Source organism: Rheinheimera texasensis, assembly GCF_964031785.1.
GTDB classification, from domain to species: Bacteria; Pseudomonadota; Gammaproteobacteria; order Enterobacterales; family Alteromonadaceae; genus Pararheinheimera; species Pararheinheimera texasensis_A.
In genome coordinates this window covers 14,839-33,178 of sequence record NZ_CAXIRE010000014.1, presented here as the reverse complement: position 1 = coordinate 33,178, position 18,340 = coordinate 14,839, and the positions used below count along the sequence as shown (strand labels likewise).

Genomic DNA, 18,340 nt, shown 5'->3' with positions numbered 1-18,340 from the left:
TTTCTGGACTTAATCGCTTAAGTTGACCACTGTACCGGCATTCAGTATTCACAAAGCAGAATTTCTACGCTTATATTAATGAGATACATCACGCAGGAAATCATCATGACTTTAATGACTGTAGCCGAAGTTGCGGCTTTTTTATCAATTCAGGATATCCGGGTCGAACGACTGGCACGGGAAAATTTATTAGTTCCGGCAGGCAAGGACGACGCAGGAAAACCGATGTTTGAGGAGGAAGACGTCAAACGCTATAAAGTCTTAGCTGAGCGGCTTGGCGGTATCTGAAGACGGTATCTGCAACTGGCGTAACATGATTTGCGCCAGTTTTGCTTTCTCAGCCCCGCCTCCCAAAGATTTGTACCACAACCAACAAAACCCGCTATATAACAAAGTCGCAAACTGCAGCCGCTGCGTCAGCGCCTGACGCGCATCTGGCCGAAATTGCAGGTAAAGACTCAGTAACTGCTGCTGTTCCGACGCATTAAGCTGTAAATTCAGACACAAAGCCGCCAGATCAAAAGCACTGTCCGCCTGCTGACAATATTCGTAATCAATCAGCCACAGTTGTTGGTGCTGCAACAGAATATTGCCGCTATGCAAATCCATATGGCATAACACCAAATCACCTGGCAGCTGAGCAAATAAACTGGCCGCTTGGCGTAAACGCTGCCAGTCCTGTTCATCCTGTTCCGACCAGGGTTGGTGCTCGACTTTGTCGCGCAGTTGTTGCAGATACACAAAAGGGTCCAGCACCGCCGTCTGCACTTTTAACTTGTGCAGCCGCACCAGTTTTTCGACCAGCTGCAACATGTGGTTATGATGCAGTTCCCAGTCGAAATGCCGGCTGTGGGTCAGAAAATCGCTGATTAAAATGCGTTGATGGTTGTTCAGACAGAGCGGTGCCGGCGCTACGCCTACAGCCGCCGCCGCATGCTGACAGCGCAATTCCTGCTGCCGGCAGACTCCGGCCACACCGGGTTTGTAATGCCGCACCAAATAATGACCACGCTGCGTATGCACATAATAATTGTCATTGGTGCTGCTGGCCGCCAGCTTTTGCAGCGCCAGCGGCAGGTGATTAGCAAAAAACTCTAGCCGCTGACACAGATGCCAGATGCGTTGTTCAGTTGCTGTTGCCGGTAGTTGCTGCGCCATGCGAAATATCCCGAAGCTGCGGTCAGCGTATAAATAACAAAAAGCGCACTGAAAAAATACAGATCTTTTTGCAGATACATATAAATCGACGCCGCATCAATCACTATCCAATACAGCCAGTTCGACACCACTTTTTTCGCTACCAGGTAAGTTGTTACCACGGCAAAACAACTGATTTGCGCGCCCAGCCAGGCAAAATCGGTAGAAGTGTATTGCTGCATCAGAAAACCCAGACTCAACCCCGCCAGCGCCGTCAGGCTAATCAGCCACAGATGTTGCTGCCAGCGCCACTCGACGACTTGCTGCGCCTTGCCACTCTGGCTACGTAACTGCTGCCAGTTCCACCAGCCATACAGCGCCATACCGGCGTAATACAGCTGCAGCAGCGCATCGGTATACAGATTGGCACTGAGCATAATTTGCAGCGTCAGCACAGTACTGGCCAATGCCGCCGGCCAGCACCACAGGCTATGACGAATAGCCAATACTGTATACGACAGCGCCAGCACTGTCGCAATCAGCTCCAGCGCCGTCTGCAATTGCCACTGATCCAGCAGCTGTTGCCAGAGTTCCGTCATGGCCGCAAATCACCGTGCAGGAACTTCACGACAAAAACTACTTTGCCATAACGTTCAAATGACCAGCGGATACAACGCTGCAGCGCCGCCATCACCGTATCGTATTCACCAAACACCTGCGTGCTCATAGTATTGGTCAGCACATAGAGACCGGCTTCTTTGTTCAGCTCGTCGATAAACCCTTTAATAGGTTCGATGTAATCGCTGGTCAGCGGATATTTGCTGATTTCGACTGAAAGTTGCATTGCGATATCCTTTTAAAAGCTTCAGAACTGATAAGTGGCAGTCAGGCCAATCCGGCGTGGTTCGCCAAACTGCTCGTACAGGTGGTCGGTGTAACCGTCGCGTGGATCGTTACCAAAATAGAATCCACGCACGCCATAAGTTTCATCCAATAAGTTGCGGCTCCACAGTGCCAGTTCCCACTGCGACCATTGATAGCTGGCGCGCAGATTCAGCAAATTACTGTGTGAGGCGCGGATATTCTCCGAGTCAGAGTAGTAGTAACCATCTTTATGGGCATACTGTGCCGAGATTTGCAGTGCTTCCATTGGCGACCAATCCGCCCCCACACTGAACTGATACTCCGGCGCCTGGGCCTGTGCGCGGCCACTCATATCGAGGCCACCTTTGGTGACAAAACCACGGATCTCAGATTTAAGCACTGCACCACTGAAATGCAGAACCAGCGCGGGCATGAGCTGCCAGCGGTTTTCGGTTTCCAGACCATAGTTGCGCCCGCTGAAGGCATTATCGATGTAGCCGACAAACTTGGTGCCCTGGTTAATCCAGGCTTTGAGCTGCATGTCATCACGCCACATATAAAATGCTGAAACCCTGCTCACCAGGCTGTGATCAGCATTTTGGCCTTTGACACCAAACTCCGCATTAATCAGCTGTTCTGGTGCAAAAGTCGCTTTGCTCAGTAAAAAATCTTTTAACCCGGTCAGTTTTGGATTCAGTGTTTCTGCCAGGGCTTCACCATTGACGCCACCCACTTTATAACCTTTTGAGACTAAGCCATAAATCTGACTCAGTGGGCTGACCTGATAAGCGAGGCTCAGTTTACCGCCCCACATCTGGTCATCGCCGTCGGTAGCGATGCCATTATTGTCGTTGTATTCATCCTGGTATTGCTCAACACGGCCGCCATAAGTCAGGGTTAAATCCGGCGCCAGTTGCTGTTGATTTTCGGCATACAGGGCCAGGTTCTGCCGTTCAAAATCACTGATAAAATTCTGATCAAGCCAGGTGTATAAACGGGTTAAATCAATTGTTTGCTGGCTGGCATACAAACCTGCCACCCAGTTGTGGCCTGGTTGATTTTTACTGATGAAACGTTGTTCCAGACTGAGGAAATCACGCTCACGCAGATATTGGTCAGTTGAGGAATATTCGTCCGGATGCAGACCAACATAACCCCAGTCTTCGTCGTAACCATAATCAGTGTCCGCCTTAAGCACACTAAGCTGTGTCAGGCTATCCACGCTGGCAAAACCCTGATACTGCAGTCTCAGTGCGCTGGCATCGACATCTTGTTTGTCCTGGCCTGGCTGGTCTGACAGCGTGGTGCGGTTGCGGTCCAGTGAAAATGCATCGTAGCCGTTGTCAATATCATGGTGGTTCCATAACCAGTCCAGCGTCAGATCCTGAGTCGGCTGGTAACGGGTTTTCAGCCGGAAGGTGGTTTCATCGATGCCGTTGGTATCTTCACGCTTAAGGAAATCATTGCGGATAAAGCCGTCTGATTTTTGCCGGTCGGCGACCAGACGCACAGCCAATTGCTCGTTCAGTGCCTGATTTAACATCACGTTGGCTTGCCAGCTGTCGTAATTCGCCGTAGTCAGTTGCAGCCGGCCTTCGCTGGCGAACACCGGATCCGCTGTTTGCAGGTTCAGCATCCCGGCCAGCGCATTAGCCCCAAAGCGGGTTGCTTCAGGGCCGCGGAATACTTCGAGCTGCGCCGTGTCGGCCAGTGATAACAACCCGAGCGCAGAATAATCGATGCCATCAACCAACAGACCTACTGAAGGATTGATGTTGTCGACAAACTCACTACGTTCGCCGACACCACGCATCTGCAAAAACCGGCTGCGCGATGCACCGGCGGAGGCATTTAAGTTGGCAATATTGGCAAGTAAATCATCAAGATGTTGCGCCGACTGGCGCTTGATATCGCTATCGCCCAATACCACGACGCTGCCTGGTAATTTTTGCAGATTGGTTTGACGGAAATCACCACGCACTTCAATCCGTTCAACATCCTGCACAGAAACAGCCTGTTCTTCAGCATGTAAAGCACCAGACACAAACAAGGCAACGACCGATAACGCCGGTAAAAACGGCGAACGCTGCAGATTTACAGAAGAAAAAGAACCGACAGAAAAAGGCGAGAATGCACGTAACATCAACTTACTCCGGTAAAGACCGGGATCACGCGCGCGCAGCTGGAAGTGTTCACACCATCCCTCCGCCGGTATGACCCGGATCAGGTTCTAAGGGTTTGCCTTGCGGCATCTCAGCGATTGCACCCCTTGGTTTGGCCGGCAGTTTAGCGGCTTTTCTATACAGCCGCAAGAAATCAGAAAAATTCATCTGGGTACAAGCTGGCAAAATAAATCTGAGCAGCTAGGGTTAAACAGAACGTCATTTTTGACGTGCAGTTATAACAAGAGGAAAACTATGAAAAAAAGTCTTATCATCCTGCTGGCAGCCGGGGCTCTGACCAGCAACATCGCTTTTGCGGAAGAAGCAGAAGAGGTTATGTACTCAACCGAAGGGTATTGTTTATTATCCAATGAAGGCGCCTCAGATGAATATCTGAAAGCCTATGCCAAAAAACTGGGCGCCAAACCAACCAATACTGTCTGCGCCAACTTCAAGAAAATTGTCGAAGAATCCCGTCCACGCGAGTGGGATTATCCCGCCGGCCGCGCATATCCGGGCAGCGTGATTAAATTATCACCAAGCCAGGTCGCTTTATTAAAATCACTGAAGAAAAAAGACGGCAAAATGTAAGCCGCCACCACAGCTCTGCCAGCCGGCAGAGCTGTGTTCTCAAGCGTGACAATTACACTTCCCTCTTGCATTTCTTGGCCAAACCACTTTAACTGAGCCGCATCGTTCCGGAACAAAAGGAAGCTGTGGTGCGACGGATCCGATCGGCAAAAGCCTTATTCTGTAGCTACTTAGGATTACTACTGTCTCTGAGCACAAGCCAGCTGCAGGCAGCAGAAGCCTGTGTGCCGCTCAAAACCACAGAAGCATTACCCAAAAACGTCCAGCACTGGAACATCGGCCAGATCCGTTTTGAACGTAATGACATTTTTGACCTCAGCAGCAAACACAGCGTCTGGTTTCACCGCTTTGCCAACGATTACCACGTCATCACCACCGAAACCGCCCTACGCGAGGATTTGTTATTCAGCGAAGGTGAACCACTGAATCTCAGCGTTTTGGCCGAAACTGAGCGGTTGCTGCGTTCCCGCCGGTATTTGCGCCATGCCGATATCGTTGTTTCGGCATATTGCCCAGCCAGTCAAACCGTGGAAGTGACAGTACGCAGCTGGGACAACTGGTCGTTACTACCGCGTATTTCACTGGGTCATACCGGTGGAGCGACCAAAGCTAATCTGGGTCTGGCGGAAGACAATCTGTGGGGCACCGGCAATCAGGCGCAGATTGAATATTTCACTGACAGCGAGCGCGACGGCTACAAGCTGCAGTTTCAAAGCCCGAATATCAGTGGCAGCCACTGGCAAACCACCATGCAATATGCCGACACTTCGGATGGTGAAAGTTACCGGCTCAATCTGGCAAAACCCTTTTACCGGCTGTCGTCCGAACGCGCCTACAACTTGGATATCTTCAAAGAAATCAAAGATATCAGTGAATATGCCCGCGGCGATGTCTATAACGAATACAAAAGTAATCAGCAGCTGATCGAACTGAGCAGTGGCTGGAGTTTTTGGCGCGACAAAGACAGCGTACAGCACCTGAATACTGGTGTGACGTTGGATGAACGCAAATTTGACCGCAACAACGACAGTACCCAGGCGCCACCGGACAACCGTGATTTATCTCAGGTTTGGCTTAGCTGGGAGTTTCTGCAATCGGATTACCGTGAGCTGACCAACTTTTTTTTATGGAACCGGGTCGAAGACGTCAATTTCGGCTGGCAGGCTTCGCTGCGACTTGGCCGTTTGCTGGAAAGTATCGGTGCCGATCAGGGTGGCTGGCATTGGCAGGCCAGTGTACAAAAGAACTTTGAGATCAATGACATCAGCTGGCTGGTCAGCCGGCTGAGTTATTCGCAGTTACACCGCAATCAATTGCAGGAACAGCAACTTTTTCAAAGTGAGCTGCGTTATGTGCGACATTTGTCGGACCAGCAAGTGCTGATCGCGCAGCTGCAATGGTCAGTCGGCAAAAACCTGTTTCGTGACCAGCGCATGACCATAGGCGGTGACGAAGGCATGCGTGCTTTTCCGCTCTACTACCAAACCGGCGATAAAGCCGCGATAGCGTCACTGGAATATCGCTACATCACGCACTGGCACGTTTGGCAGCTGCTGGATGTGGCGCTGGCTGGTTTTGTCGACGCCGGCCGTGCCTGGGACAATCCACAGCGCCCGGCCGGGCCTGATGATGAACAAAACCTGGCCGGTTACGGCATCGGTATCCGGCTGTTACCCAGCCACTCCAGCCGTGGCAGTGTGATCAGCATCGATTTAGCCAAACCGGTCAGTGACAACCCGGAATTATCCGGCTGGCGTTGGCGCTTAATTGCCAAACGGCCGTTTTAGTTTCAGGCTTGACAGTGCCGGCAAAACACGGTGCTGCGCTGGCCTAAACGAATTTCTTCAAGCATGCTGTCACAACCGACACAAGCCTGACCGCCACGGCCATACACCAGCAGTTCCTGCTTAAAATAACCGGGTTTACCGTCGGCCTGACTGAAGTCTTTTAACGTGGTGCCGCCTTGGGTAATCGCCTGCGCCAGGATTTGTTTCACCACTTCCACCAACACGGCGCACTGCGCCATGGTTAACTGATTGGCCGGTTTGGTCGGCAAAATGCCGGCTTTAAACAAAGATTCATTGGCGTATATGTTGCCGACGCCAACCACGACATGATTGTCCATCAGCACCAGTTTGATAGCGCTGCCGCGTTTTTGGCACTGCGCGAACAACTGCTCAGCGTGAAACGCCGATGTCAGCGGCTCCGGCCCCAAAGTGGTTAATAACGGATGCTCAGTACCACTCGCCTGCCACAGCACAGCACCAAAACGACGGGTATCGTTCAGGCGTAATAAGGTATTGTTATCCAACACAATATCAACATGGTCATGTTTGCCGGCCGGTGTATCAGCACTCAAAATCTTCAGGTTACCGGACATCCCCAAGTGCAAAATAATGCTGCCGCCCGGCACCGCAATCAGCAGGTATTTAGCGCGGCGGCTGACACTGAGCACAGGCGTATTGGTCAGTGTGATCACTTCAGCTGGCACCGGCCAGCGCAGCATCGGCTGACGCACATCAATACGGCGGATAGTTCTGTTGCTTAAGTGCGGCGTGATGCCTAACCGGGAGACTTCAACTTCTGGTAATTCAGGCATAACAACTCCAGATTAACGTAAAGACGGCGGGCACAGTTGGTCTGCAGTGGCCTTAGTGACAGGGAATAACCACTGCTGAGTCTGCAGATACCATTGCTGTTGGTCCAGTACAAATTCCCACAGTGTTGGTTCTGCCTCTCCACTTTGGAAGAGTCGCACCTGACAGACCTGCGCCAGAATCTGATTGCCGGCCTGTTGCGGCGCCGGCAACACAAACTGCTGCCACTGCTGTAACAGCGTATCTGGCGCTATGGCACTGTGCTGTGGTTCAAAACGCCAGACAGGCCCGGCTTGTTTTAATGTGGCTTGCGGAAACTGCAACTGCAAAATGCGCTGTCCCGGCGCCAACATCGTCACTGCAGCATCGCGGTTTAACATAAAAGCCAGATGGCTGGGCGCAATATAAAACAGGAAAAACAGCGCCAGCACGCCGAAAATAATCAGATTGTTCCAGGATTGACGGGATAATCGCAGCATAAGGTTAAGGTGTCAGGAACGAATGTCCGGCAGTGTAACGGATAGCTTTGCTTCCGCCAATTTCTGTTCGGTAGCGGCGGTTATATTCAAACCAAACCGGCACAGTATCAGCGATTTTACTTTTAGCGGTTGCAGAAAAAACAAAACCCGGTACAGGACCGGGTTTTGCTTTTGGAAATAAATCCGATTATTTGATTTTCGCTTCTTTGAAAATCACGTGCTTACGCACTTTTGGATCGAATTTTTTGATTTCCATTTTTTCTGGCATGGTGCGCTTGTTCTTATCAGTTGTATAGAAAAAGCCAGTACCAGCAGAAGAAACTAAACGGATCTTATCGCGCATTTGCTAATTCCTTAAACCTTTTGACCTTGCTTACGCAGATCAGCTAAAACGGCATCGATACCATTTTTATCGATGATACGCATAGCCTTGGTTGTCAGGCGCAGCGTGACGAAACGGTTTTCGCTTTCAACCCAGAAACGGTGAGTTTGCAGGTTAGGCAGGAAACGGCGCTTTGTTGCGTTGTTGGCGTGTGAACGACGGTTACCTACCATCGGACCTTTGCCAGTGATTTGGCACACTCTAGACATGTCAATGTATCTCCAAAATTACTTCAGCTCGAGCTATCGTCATCCTTCCGGCCAAGAAGAATGCCCCGGATTTCTGAAAGGGCGCAATTTATACACGATAAGCCGGCAAAACTCAAGCGATTCCGCCCGAGGTTTAAACGAAGATCGTGTTGATCCTGTCAGATCTTAAAGCCAGCCGCGTTCCGCAAAGGATATTACCTCCGCGTCGCCGACCACAAAGTGATCCAATAACTTGATGTCGACCAAAGCCATAGCTTGGGTCAGGCGTTCCGTTATTGCTCTGTCAGCACGACTCGGCTCAGCAACTCCGGATGGATGATTGTGAGCCAAAATAACGGCGGCGGCATTATGCGCTAAAGCGCTCTGAACTACAATACGCGGATAGACCGGAGACGCATCAATCGTGCCATAAAACAGCGGTTCGGCTTTAATCAGCCGATGCTGGCTGTCTAAATACAAAGTCATAAAGACTTCGCGCGTTTCCAAACCGATGCTGTACTGCAGATAATGTTTCACCATACCAGGGTCGGAAAATACCGTATCGCGTTGCAGATGCTGGTATAAACAGCGTTTACACAGCTCCAGCACCGCCTGAGTTTTCACATACCGATGTACCCCAAGGCCCTTATGGCGGCAGAACTGGCCGCGTGGCGCGGCGAAAAACGCCCGCACGCCACCAAAATCCTGCAGCAGCTGGCGTGACATCGCCACGGCGTCGAGGCCAGCACAGCCATGGCCAAGAAAAATCGCCAGCAATTCACCGTCGGACAAAGCGCCGGCACCATAACTTAATAATTTCTCGCGGGGTTGTTCGGCCGCCGGCCAATGCTTGATGGTCATGATCACTCGTCCTTGAGTTCGTGGTATCTTATCGGCCAGTTTCTGGCTGATGGTTTTCTTATGCACAACATCCTTGCTGGCAAAAAGATCCTGCTTGGGATCAGCGGTGGCATCGCTGCTTACAAATCTGCCGATTTAGTTCGCCGCCTGAAAGAGCGTGGCGCCGAAGTCCGGGTGATTTTAACCCCGGCAGCGGCGGAATTTATTACCCCACTGACGCTGCAGGCGTTATCCGGCCATCCGGTTGGTCAGTCATTGTTGGACCCGGCGGCCGAAGCTGCCATGGGCCATATCGAACTGGCGAAATGGGCCGACTTCATTTTAGTGGCGCCAGCTTCGGCCGATGTTATCGCCCGCATCACCCATGGCCTGGCTAACGATTTGCTGACCACCTGCATTCTGGCGAGCAGCGCACCGCTGGCCATCGCGCCGGCGATGAATCAGCAGATGTATAAAAACATAGCGACCCAAGCCAATTTATCAACTTTAATTTCACGAAATATTTACATATTTGGACCTAATGCCGGTGAGCAGGCGTGTGGCGATGTCGGCCCGGGCCGGATGTTGGAACCGCTGCAGCTGGTCGATGCCGTGATTGGCGTGCTGGCAGCACCGGCGCAACAACCACTGCAAGGCGTGAAGGTGACCATTACTGCCGGGCCAACGCGTGAAGCGATTGACCCGGTGCGCTACATCAGCAACCACAGTTCCGGCAAGATGGGTTACGCCCTCGCCGCTGCAGCTGCCGGGCTGGGTGCTGACGTGACGCTGATCAGCGGCCCGGTGCAACTCGCCACGACAACCGGTGTAACGCGAATTGATGTCACCACGGCAGAACAGATGTATGTCAGCAGCCTGCAACAAGCGCCACAGAGCGACATTTTTATCGGTTGTGCCGCAGTGGCTGATTTTCGCGTGGCGACCCTGGCGTCACAGAAAATCAAAAAAACTGCCGACCATGACGGCCTGACGCTGCAGTTAGTGAAAAACCCGGACATTATCGCCAGCGTCGCGGCGCTCACTATCCAACGGCCTTTTACCGTTGGTTTTGCCGCCGAAACGGAAAAAGTCGCCGACTATGCCCGTCAAAAACTGCAGAAGAAAAACCTCGACCTGATTTGTGCCAATGACGTGTCTGATCCGGCGCTTGGCTTTAACAGCGAACAAAACGCCATCACGGTTTACAGCAAAACAAGCGAATTCCCACTGGGGCAGCGCAGTAAAACCGAGCTGGCCCAAGCCTTAATTTCCCTGATTTATGAGCAATACCAAGATGAAAAAAAGCATTGAACTGAAAATTCTCGACCGGCGCATTGGCACTGAATATCCGCTACCAGAATACGCTACGCCAGGTTCGGCCGGTTTAGATTTACGCGCTTTATTAGATGCGCCGCTGACTTTATTGCCGGGCCAGACTGAACTGATCCCGACGGGCCTCGCCATTCATATTGGTGATGCGAACTTATGTGCGACCATTCTGCCGCGCTCTGGAATGGGCCATAAAAACGGCATCGTATTAGGCAATCTGGTAGGCCTCATCGATTCGGATTATCAGGGCCAGCTGATGATTTCCACCTGGAACCGCGGCCAAAACGCCTTCACCATCCAACCGGGCGACCGCATCGCTCAACTGGTGTTTATGCCAGTGGTACAGGCGCAATTTGAACTCGTCGAAGAATTTGATACCTCTGAGCGCGGCGAAGGTGGTTTTGGCCATTCAGGCCGGTCATAACAGCTGATGTCGACGCCCAGAAGCAGCAACCGCAAAGCGGAAATTCTGGATGCGCTGGCCGTGATGCTGGAAAAAAGCCCCGGTCAGCGTATTACCACCGCCGCGCTTGCGACGCAGGTGGGTGTCACCGAAGCGGCGTTATACCGTCATTTCCCCAGTAAAGCGCGGATGTTTGAAGGCCTGCTCGATTTGATGGAGCAAGAGCTACAACAGGAATTCCGCGTTATTTTCCAAACCCACAAACAAGCCGAAGCACGCGTTCAGCTGATGCTGGAAGCCTTGCTGCAATTTGCCGGGCGCAGGCCCGGCTTGTGCCGGCTGCTGACCAGCGAAGCCTTACAGGGCGAGCAGGAACGGCTGCGCGAACGCGTCACTTTGTTACTCGATAGTCTGGAAAAACAGCTGAAACAATGCCTGCGCGATCGCAAACTCGGTACCGGCAAACGTCATGGCGACGAAGCAGCGGTGGCCAATTTGCTGCTGGCCTTTATCGAAGGCCGGCTGCACCAGTATGTGCGTAGCGGTTTTAAAGAAGCCCCTCATCTGAGTTTCGCCAGCCAGTGGCCTGCATTAAAAGCGGCCCTGTTTGCACAGGATTAACAGTGATCCGACTGTCACAGCCCTGGTCATCCGGCGCGGTATTGCAACACAGCAAAACGCTGCGGCTTTACGGTCAGACAACCGCCAACGTGCCACTGACTGTGCAGCTACAACATGATCAGGTCCGTATCACCTTCAGTGGCCACAGCGACGCTGCCGGAGCTTTTGCTATCGCCATCGACGCGCAGCCGCCATCCGGCCCTTGGACGCTGCGCATTATTACTGACAATCACCTGCTGCAGCTGGACGATCTGTGGTTTGGCGAACTGCTGCTTTTTGCCGGCCAATCTAATGTTGGCTGGCCGCTGGCGCGTTATCCTGAACAACTGTCAGCCGCCATGGCACAGCTGCAAAATCGGCAACGGCTGCGTTGCCATCAAAGTGACCACACTGATTTTCAGGCGCATGGCCAATGGCTGGCGCTGAGCCCAGAACACTGTGCCCGCTGGCCGGCGCTGCTGTATCACTTCAGTCAGTGTTATCAACCGGCAGAAGCCGACGTGATGCTGGGGCTGGTCGAGCTCAGCTGGCCTGGTTCTGCCATCGACGCCTGGACTAAACACGTTGACGGCGCAAGCGCCAGTCAAGCCTGGCAACCCGGCGCTTTGTTTGCGGCCCGGCTCAGGCCCTGGTTGCAGCAGCCTTTCAGCGCACTGGTGTGGTATCAGGGTGAACAGGATGCGATGGGCAAAGACGTCGCCCGCTATGCCGGCAAGCTGCAGCACTGGCTGCACAGTTGCCGCCAGGTGGCCTGCTGGGAGTTTCCACTGTTGTTAGTGCAAATCGCCGGTTTTGGTCGTGGCGATTTGCCAGCGCCGCAACAGGGTTTTGTGCAGGTACGGCTGGCGCAGCAGCAAGTTGCCGCCTCAAACCCGCATTGCATGCTGGTCAGCGCCGCCGATTTAGGTGCGGCAAATGATATTCATCCACCGTTTAAGGCCGAACTGGCGCGCCGGCTGGCGCTTTGTATGCGCCATCAAAGCAACGGTTTATTGCTGGCTCAATTGCAGCCAAATTCCCTCACGTCACCACGGCGTGAGCTGGTGTTGCAGTTGCCCACCGCGGATTGGCACAGCAGGCCCGAGTCAGAACCCAGCGAAAAAGATGCGCCCATCGCAGGTTTTTACACAGATGATGGCAATAACGGCTGGATAGCAGTGCCGGCAAGATTCAGCGCCGACCGCCGCCAGTTACTGCTCCAATTGCCAGAACCGATTTCGACACAGTTACCGCAGCATGCACGACAGCTGGTGTATGGCCTGATGCCGATGCCCATGTTGACACTGTATACCGCAGAGGGATTGCCGCTGTTACCGCAGCGCTGGCAACTGAAGACTTATTGAGGATTGGTGGGCGCCTGCTGCTGTGCGGCTTCCCAGTTTTGGCGCTGTGCCGCCAGATGGTGCCAGACCTGCTGGCAGCCTTTGATGTTGTCCTGACAATATTTTTTAGAAAACGCGAAGTACAGTGGGATCGTCAATAACGGCGGCTGTAGCCGGCGAACTTTGGCAAACCCTGCATGTTGCGAAAATTGCTGATAGGTTGTACCGGGCGGGATCACATACCCGTCAATGCGATGGTTCAGCACTAAATCAACTGCCTGATTGATATCCAAATCAAGCGGCGACAAGGCCTGCAGTTCGCGCAGGCGCTGTTCCGTCAGATAACCTTTAAAAGTGATCAGGCCATATTGCAGACCGATAAAACGCTGGCCATCCCACTGCACCTTGCTGTCGCGGTGCACATAAATATGATAGGGCACCTCGTACAATGCCATGGCTGGATCCGGTTTATCATCTGCCAAAGGAAACTGATACCACTGCGCCCGCTCTGCTGTCCAGCCAATCGACAAGATACCGGTGATTCGGCCTTCGCGGACCTGACTGAGGCAGCGCTGCCACGGTAAATGGACAAAAGTGGCTTGTGGTATTTGCTGCAACACCCAACCGGCGATCCGCGCTGTATGCTGACCATAAATACGCTGCCCGGCAACAATCACTGGCTGGTCGGCGCTATTACCCGGCGTGTCATAACAAAAGGTTTCTGCCGCAAAACCGGGCAGATGTAACAGACAGAAAACGAATAGCACACTGCGCCAAACCATAAAATGGACAGTTCCTGATGAAGGAAAATATCACCATAGCACAGCGGTGCGCTTTCCCGCATCAGCATTTCCTAATGCAGGCGAACTTCAGGTTATTGCAGCAGTTGCCAGATTGCGGCGCCCCACACCAGCGCGACAATAGTCAGGCTTAAAGTCACAGCCGCTGAGCCCATGTCTTTGGCACGGCCAGACAGTTCATGGCGCTCGAGGCTGACGCGGTCGGTCAGCGCTTCAATGGCGGAATTGAGTAGTTCAACAATCAGCACCAGCAGTAACACACCCACCAGCAACGCCCAATGGCCAACTGATTCGGCCAGTACAAACGACAGCGGGAACATCAGCATGGCCAGCACAGCTTCCTGCCGAAACGCCGCTTCAAAACGCCAGGCGGCGACAAAACCTTTACGCGAACATTCAGTGGCTTTGAGAATACGGCCAAAACCGCTGCCATTTGGTTTGTTGATCAACACAGACTCCGCTAAAAACAAGCAGGCCAGCAACGCTGGCCTTCAAAGCTGAAAGAAGGGATGTAGTTATCGCAGCTTAAACTTAACAATTCCTGAAGACAACCCGTTGCCTTAAACACCAAACTCGGCACGGTATGCTTTGACTGCATCCAGATGCTGCGCCAGTTCTGGTTTGCCTTCCAGGTATTGGATAAGGTCTTTCAGGCCAATGATCGACACCACTTTGGTGCCAAAATCACGTTCCACTTCCTGAATGGCCGACAGTTCGCCTTTGCCGCGTTCCTGCCGGTCCAGCGCAATCAATACGCCCGCCAGTGCCGCACCTTGCGCCTGAATGATTTCCATCGATTCCCGAATCGCAGTGCCCGCCGTGATCACGTCATCAACCAGCATAATGCGGCCTTTGAGTGGCGAGCCAACCAGACTGCCGCCTTCGCCATGGGTTTTGGCTTCTTTGCGGTTAAAGCAATAAGGCACGTCGCGGTTGTGATGTTCTGCCAGCGCCACAGCTGTGGTGGTGGCAATTGGAATACCTTTATAAGCCGGGCCAAATAACACGTCGAAATCAATACCGGCATCGACCAGCGCCGCCGCGTAAAAGCGGCCTAATTTCGCCAGGTCACCGCCAGTATTAAACAAACCGGCGTTGAAGAAATACGGGCTGGTGCGGCCGGATTTCAGCGTAAATGAACCAAATTTCAGCACCTGACGCGACAGGGCAAATTCAATAAATTCTTGTTGAAAAGCTTTCATCGGAAGACCTTAAAGACAGATTTGTTATGCCAATACACGTTTTTGTTCGTCGACGATTTCGCGAATTGCGTCTTTCGCCAGCGCCAGCATCGCCTGCATTTCTTCAAAGCTGAATGGCTCAGCTTCAGCAGTGCCCTGAATTTCAATCAGTTTGCCGGTTTCGGTCATCACTACATTCATGTCAGTGTCGGCAGCGGAATCTTCGACATATTCCAAATCGGCGATAGGTTCACCTTTATAAACACCAACAGACACGGCAGCGACCATATATTTCAGCGGGTTGGTTTTGATCAGGCCTTTGGCACGCATGAAATTGAGCGCATCGCATAAAGCCACGCAAGCACCGGTGATGGCTGCGGTGCGGGTACCACCGTCGGCCTGGATCACGTCGCAGTCAAAAGTAATAGTATTTTCACCAAGCAGTTTTAAATCAACCGCGGCGCGCAGCGCGCGACCGATTAAACGCTGGATTTCCATAGTGCGGCCGGCCTGTTTGCCTTTGGCAGCTTCACGGTCGTTGCGGGTGTGCGTGGCCCGCGGCAGCATGCCGTATTCAGCGGTGATCCAGCCCTTGCCCTGGCCTTTCATAAAACGCGGCACGCCTTCTTCAACAGACGCAGTGCACAGCACTTTAGTGTTGCCAAACTCCACCAGCACCGAACCTTCGGCGTGGGCAGTAAATTGACGGGTGAAACTGATAGGACGGATCTGACTGGCTGTTCTGCCGCTTGGACGCATGGGAAACCTCGATGGCCATTGATTTGGCGAAAAATGATGCCGGCATTATAGGGCTTTCACCGCCATACCGCCATCTCTGCCACAGCCGGCTTTTTTCGTGCAGACGGCGGATTGGCCTTCTGCGCGGCTTTGTGGGTATACTCGGTTTTTCCATGTTTTTTGATGTACACAAGGATAATCGCATGATCCACAGCATGACCGCTTTTGCCCGTCACGAAATTAAAACGACCTGGGGCAACGCCGTTTGGGAGATCCGCTCCGTTAACCAAAGATATCTCGAGAGTTATTTTCGGTTACCTGAGCAATTCCGGGGTTTGGAAAGCCTGCTGCGCGACAAACTGCGCCAGAGCCTGCAACGCGGCAAAGTGGAAGTGAACCTGCGTTATAACGCGGCGCAGCAAAGCAGCGATTTAAAAATTAACGAAACCTTTGCCGGCCAGCTAATGAAAGCCGCCAGCGCTTTGGCCGCGCAAAGCCCGCAAGCCCAGCTGAATATCGCCGACATCCTGCGCTGGCCCGGCGTGATGGAAACACAAGAAGAAGACATGGATTCCGTGCAGGCCGAACTGCTGGCTGGTTTTGACATCGCCATGAAAGATTTCCTCGCCGGCCGCGGCCGCGAAGGCGTGGCGATTGAACAGCTGATCCGCGACCGCCTCGACCAAATCTCCACACACGTTGCCAACTTACGTGTGCATCTGCCACAAGCACTGCAGTGGCAACGCGACAAAATGCTGACACGCCTGCAGGAAATCAAAGCCGAGATGGACCAAAACCGCCTCGAGCAGGAAATGGCCTTCCTGGCACAAAAATCCGACGTCGCTGAAGAGCTCGACCGCCTCGACGCCCACATCAAAGAAACCCGCCATCACCTAAAACAAGGCGGCGCCATCGGCCGTCGTCTCGACTTTATGATGCAGGAATTTAACCGCGAATCGAATACCTTGTCGTCAAAAGCGATTTCGACGGAGATCACCAATACCGCGGTAGAGTTGAAGGTGTTGATTGAGCAGATGCGGGAGCAGATCCAAAACGTGGAGTGATGGTTCCGGCGGCGCACCAGTTGTCAGCATCACATTAGCAGAACTTCTGCTGATTGAGGTGAATAGTACATCTATTTACCTCAATCAGACGACCATCGCAGGGGCAAATAAATCCGCCTCAAATCCCCATATTAAATTTGTTTTTCGGCACGGGGTTTTGCAGTAACGCGACCGCCATCTCACTCACCTCGGCCTGCACATAAGCCCAGTATTCCGGGTTATCAAGCGTTCGCTGTTTGAGTTGACTGGGAATAAACCGGCTCATTTCTGCGTTAAAATCAGTTCGAACTTCGTCATCCTGTTGTAATTTGTCTAACTGCAACGCCAGGGCAGCTTTAAAATCGTCTTGTGGTTTGTTTCTGGCCGCTAACTTTTTCCCGACCAGTTCATTTGAAAGTGAAACCCCACGCTGCTTGATCCAGACAATGTCCCAAATATCACGAGGTTTAATTCTTCTGGCGCGGTAAGCCACGGCAATAAATTTATCCGCCAGCGTCTCTTGCAGTGATTGTACCGGCACCAAAATACCCTCGGTGGGTACCACGATGTTGTAGTGGTTGAGCAGTGCTCTTTTTTCGACGTCAAACGAAGGAATAGCACAAATATCGATATGCATTTTTTGCCGTGGTAAATCCGGCCGGTTAGCCTCTTTCACAATACTGATTTTCCACGATACTGTGTCGCCCTGAGTCTCTTCGGCGGGTTTATTCACCCATACCTCGGTTTCATATTTGTCCTGCAGATACTGCTGAATATCTGTTTCCAGGCCAGCAAAATCCGTCGGTTTAAAGTGATGGCCGGCATTAAAATCGAGATCTTCTGACAAACGGGCACTGTTAAAACACATCCGTAAAGAGGTGCCGCCGATGAAGGTCAGCCGTTGCATGGCGCCTTGCTTGATCAGCACCGCCATGATGTCGTGGTGCAAAATCTCCTTCTCAATCACCGGGGTGATAGCGGCATAGTCTGGATTCGCTTGCACAATTTGACGAATTTGTTGTTTCAACATCCAGCAATTTCTCCGGTTATTGTTCCAGCATATGCAGGTTGCGTTGACAGTGTTTCAGATCGGTCAGGGCTTGTTCGGTGTTGGCGCGATACATGTTGATCTCAGAGTCAAAATACAGGTTAGGCATAATCTGCCCAACCGGCTTTTTCGTGTGGGTTAATTCAATGACACCATAAGGCGTGTTAAAAGTGCCACTACGGCCTTTAGTCACGACAGTGACTCTATCCATCAGCACCTGCGAAATATCACCGGTATGGCTTAACTGACTCTCAAGGCTGATGTAGCTGAGCACATCACTACGCAACTTTTTGATGATCTTATAAATAGCAGTGTTTGGCTCCGGTGGTGTCAGGGCGCTCTCATACAAGCCCTTCACCACACGTCTGAGCTGCCCGCTTTTGACCCGATCAGCCAGAAACTTGATAAACGCCGGCGTACAGGGTTGTTCCAGCATAAAGGCAAGCTCGGCAGCATTATGAATACCACCGCCGGCTTTCACGGCATTGGCAAAAACGAACAGTAACTGATCGGTCTTTTTCATTTGTGCACACAAAATAACTTTTTAAGTTATAAATTGTAGACCTATAGCAATCTACAGACAAACAATTAGTGCACAAAACAATACTTATTTGG

At 52.2% G+C, this 18,340-nt stretch carries 23 protein-coding genes and 1 riboswitch; of the genes, 8 read left to right on the top strand and 15 right to left on the bottom strand.

What is annotated here, in order from left to right; genetic code table 11:
- Positions 1 to 105 precede the first annotated feature (105 nt).
- Complete coding sequence (locus ABNT34_RS03900; protein WP_348728987.1) at positions 106 to 288, top strand: helix-turn-helix domain-containing protein; 183 nt, start codon at positions 106 to 108, stop codon at positions 286 to 288.
- On the opposite strand, the gene ABNT34_RS03895 is transcribed toward ABNT34_RS03900, so the two are convergent.
- From ABNT34_RS03895 to ABNT34_RS03880, 4 genes are read right to left on the bottom strand one after another with little or no spacing between them, the layout of a single operon-like run.
- A complete protein-coding gene (locus ABNT34_RS03895; RefSeq protein ID WP_348728985.1) occupies positions 262 to 1,158 on the bottom strand; it encodes a phosphotransferase in 897 nt (298 codons plus the stop codon). The genes ABNT34_RS03900 and ABNT34_RS03895 overlap by 27 nt on opposite strands.
- Positions 1,095 to 1,736, bottom strand: coding sequence for a nicotinamide riboside transporter PnuC (pnuC, locus tag ABNT34_RS03890; RefSeq protein ID WP_348728983.1), 642 nt, complete (start codon positions 1,734 to 1,736; stop codon positions 1,095 to 1,097). Before pnuC ends, ABNT34_RS03895 begins: the two co-directional genes overlap by 64 nt.
- On the bottom strand, positions 1,733 to 1,981 hold the full coding sequence (locus ABNT34_RS03885; RefSeq protein ID WP_348728981.1) for a YkoF family thiamine/hydroxymethylpyrimidine-binding protein: 249 nt from the start codon (positions 1,979 to 1,981) through the stop codon (positions 1,733 to 1,735). The genes pnuC and ABNT34_RS03885 overlap by 4 nt, the downstream gene beginning before the upstream one ends.
- Positions 1,982 to 2,002: 21 nt before the next feature.
- Entirely contained in the window at positions 2,003 to 4,144 is a 2,142-nt protein-coding gene (locus tag ABNT34_RS03880; protein WP_348728980.1) for a TonB-dependent receptor, read from the bottom strand.
- A gap of 40 nt (positions 4,145 to 4,184) precedes the next feature.
- Positions 4,185 to 4,281, bottom strand: a riboswitch (TPP riboswitch).
- A 137-nt stretch (positions 4,282 to 4,418) separates the two neighbouring features.
- Between ABNT34_RS03880 and ABNT34_RS03875 the strand changes: the two genes are divergently transcribed.
- A complete protein-coding gene (locus ABNT34_RS03875) occupies positions 4,419 to 4,754 on the top strand; it encodes a hypothetical protein (RefSeq protein WP_348728978.1) in 336 nt (111 codons plus the stop codon).
- Positions 4,755 to 4,882: 128 nt separating this feature from the next.
- Positions 4,883 to 6,541, top strand: a complete 1,659-nt coding sequence (locus ABNT34_RS03870; RefSeq protein ID WP_348728977.1) for a hypothetical protein — start codon at positions 4,883 to 4,885, stop codon at positions 6,539 to 6,541.
- A gap of 2 nt (positions 6,542 to 6,543) precedes the next feature.
- Here the strand turns inward: ABNT34_RS03870 and mutM are convergent, their stop codons facing one another.
- The 5 genes from mutM to radC form a co-directional block, all read right to left on the bottom strand.
- Positions 6,544 to 7,353 (bottom strand): bifunctional DNA-formamidopyrimidine glycosylase/DNA-(apurinic or apyrimidinic site) lyase, encoded by an 810-nt coding sequence (mutM, locus tag ABNT34_RS03865; RefSeq protein ID WP_348728975.1) that lies wholly within the window; start codon positions 7,351 to 7,353, stop codon positions 6,544 to 6,546.
- 12 nt (positions 7,354 to 7,365) lie between these two features.
- The gene (locus tag ABNT34_RS03860; RefSeq protein ID WP_348728973.1) at positions 7,366 to 7,830 is read right to left on the bottom strand and encodes a hypothetical protein; all 465 of its coding nucleotides are present in this window, start codon (positions 7,828 to 7,830) and stop codon (positions 7,366 to 7,368) included.
- 187 nt (positions 7,831 to 8,017) lie between these two features.
- Positions 8,018 to 8,173 carry a 50S ribosomal protein L33 gene (gene rpmG, locus ABNT34_RS03855; RefSeq protein WP_031566726.1) on the bottom strand — a complete coding sequence of 52 codons (156 nt, stop codon included), beginning with the start codon at positions 8,171 to 8,173 and terminating at the stop codon, positions 8,018 to 8,020.
- An 11-nt stretch (positions 8,174 to 8,184) separates the two neighbouring features.
- Complete coding sequence (gene rpmB / locus ABNT34_RS03850) at positions 8,185 to 8,421, bottom strand: 50S ribosomal protein L28 (RefSeq protein WP_031566724.1); 237 nt, start codon at positions 8,419 to 8,421, stop codon at positions 8,185 to 8,187.
- Between the two features lie 165 nt (positions 8,422 to 8,586).
- Positions 8,587 to 9,261, bottom strand: coding sequence for a DNA repair protein RadC (radC, locus tag ABNT34_RS03845; protein WP_348728972.1), 675 nt, complete (start codon positions 9,259 to 9,261; stop codon positions 8,587 to 8,589).
- Between the two features lie 60 nt (positions 9,262 to 9,321).
- On the opposite strand from radC, the gene coaBC reads away from it, so the two are divergent.
- The 4 genes from coaBC to ABNT34_RS03825 are packed head-to-tail and all read left to right on the top strand — an operon-like array spanning position 9,322 to position 12,936.
- Complete coding sequence (gene coaBC / locus ABNT34_RS03840; RefSeq protein ID WP_348728970.1) at positions 9,322 to 10,551, top strand: bifunctional phosphopantothenoylcysteine decarboxylase/phosphopantothenate--cysteine ligase CoaBC; 1,230 nt, start codon at positions 9,322 to 9,324, stop codon at positions 10,549 to 10,551.
- Complete coding sequence (gene dut / locus ABNT34_RS03835; RefSeq protein ID WP_348728968.1) at positions 10,535 to 10,993, top strand: dUTP diphosphatase; 459 nt, start codon at positions 10,535 to 10,537, stop codon at positions 10,991 to 10,993. Before coaBC ends, dut begins: the two co-directional genes overlap by 17 nt.
- Positions 10,994 to 10,999: 6 nt before the next feature.
- Positions 11,000 to 11,593 carry a nucleoid occlusion factor SlmA gene (gene slmA / locus ABNT34_RS03830; protein WP_348728966.1) on the top strand — a complete coding sequence of 198 codons (594 nt, stop codon included), beginning with the start codon at positions 11,000 to 11,002 and terminating at the stop codon, positions 11,591 to 11,593.
- 2 nt (positions 11,594 to 11,595) lie between these two features.
- Positions 11,596 to 12,936, top strand: a complete 1,341-nt coding sequence (locus tag ABNT34_RS03825) for a sialate O-acetylesterase (RefSeq protein ID WP_348728964.1) — start codon at positions 11,596 to 11,598, stop codon at positions 12,934 to 12,936.
- On the opposite strand, the gene ABNT34_RS03820 is transcribed toward ABNT34_RS03825, so the two are convergent.
- From ABNT34_RS03820 to rph, 4 genes are all read right to left on the bottom strand, one after another.
- A complete protein-coding gene (locus ABNT34_RS03820) occupies positions 12,930 to 13,697 on the bottom strand; it encodes a hypothetical protein (protein ID WP_348728962.1) in 768 nt (255 codons plus the stop codon). The genes ABNT34_RS03825 and ABNT34_RS03820 overlap by 7 nt on opposite strands.
- 92 nt (positions 13,698 to 13,789) lie before the next feature.
- Positions 13,790 to 14,161, bottom strand: a complete 372-nt coding sequence (locus ABNT34_RS03815; protein WP_348729214.1) for a diacylglycerol kinase — start codon at positions 14,159 to 14,161, stop codon at positions 13,790 to 13,792.
- Positions 14,162 to 14,275: 114 nt separating this feature from the next.
- Positions 14,276 to 14,917, bottom strand: a complete 642-nt coding sequence (gene pyrE, locus ABNT34_RS03810; RefSeq protein WP_348728960.1) for an orotate phosphoribosyltransferase — start codon at positions 14,915 to 14,917, stop codon at positions 14,276 to 14,278.
- Between the two features lie 24 nt (positions 14,918 to 14,941).
- Positions 14,942 to 15,655, bottom strand: a complete 714-nt coding sequence (gene rph, locus ABNT34_RS03805; RefSeq protein ID WP_348728958.1) for a ribonuclease PH — start codon at positions 15,653 to 15,655, stop codon at positions 14,942 to 14,944.
- Between the two features lie 182 nt (positions 15,656 to 15,837).
- Between rph and ABNT34_RS03800 the strand changes: the two genes are divergently transcribed.
- Complete coding sequence (locus ABNT34_RS03800) at positions 15,838 to 16,698, top strand: YicC/YloC family endoribonuclease (RefSeq protein WP_348728956.1); 861 nt, start codon at positions 15,838 to 15,840, stop codon at positions 16,696 to 16,698.
- Between the two features lie 118 nt (positions 16,699 to 16,816).
- On the opposite strand, the gene ABNT34_RS03795 is transcribed toward ABNT34_RS03800, so the two are convergent.
- Positions 16,817 to 17,707 carry a nucleotidyl transferase AbiEii/AbiGii toxin family protein gene (locus tag ABNT34_RS03795; protein WP_348728954.1) on the bottom strand — a complete coding sequence of 297 codons (891 nt, stop codon included), beginning with the start codon at positions 17,705 to 17,707 and terminating at the stop codon, positions 16,817 to 16,819.
- Positions 17,708 to 17,723: 16 nt separating this feature from the next.
- Positions 17,724 to 18,248: a hypothetical protein gene (locus ABNT34_RS03790; protein WP_348728952.1), complete on the bottom strand. Its 525-nt coding sequence runs from the start codon at positions 18,246 to 18,248 to the stop codon at positions 17,724 to 17,726.
- Positions 18,249 to 18,340: the final 92 nt, after the last annotated feature.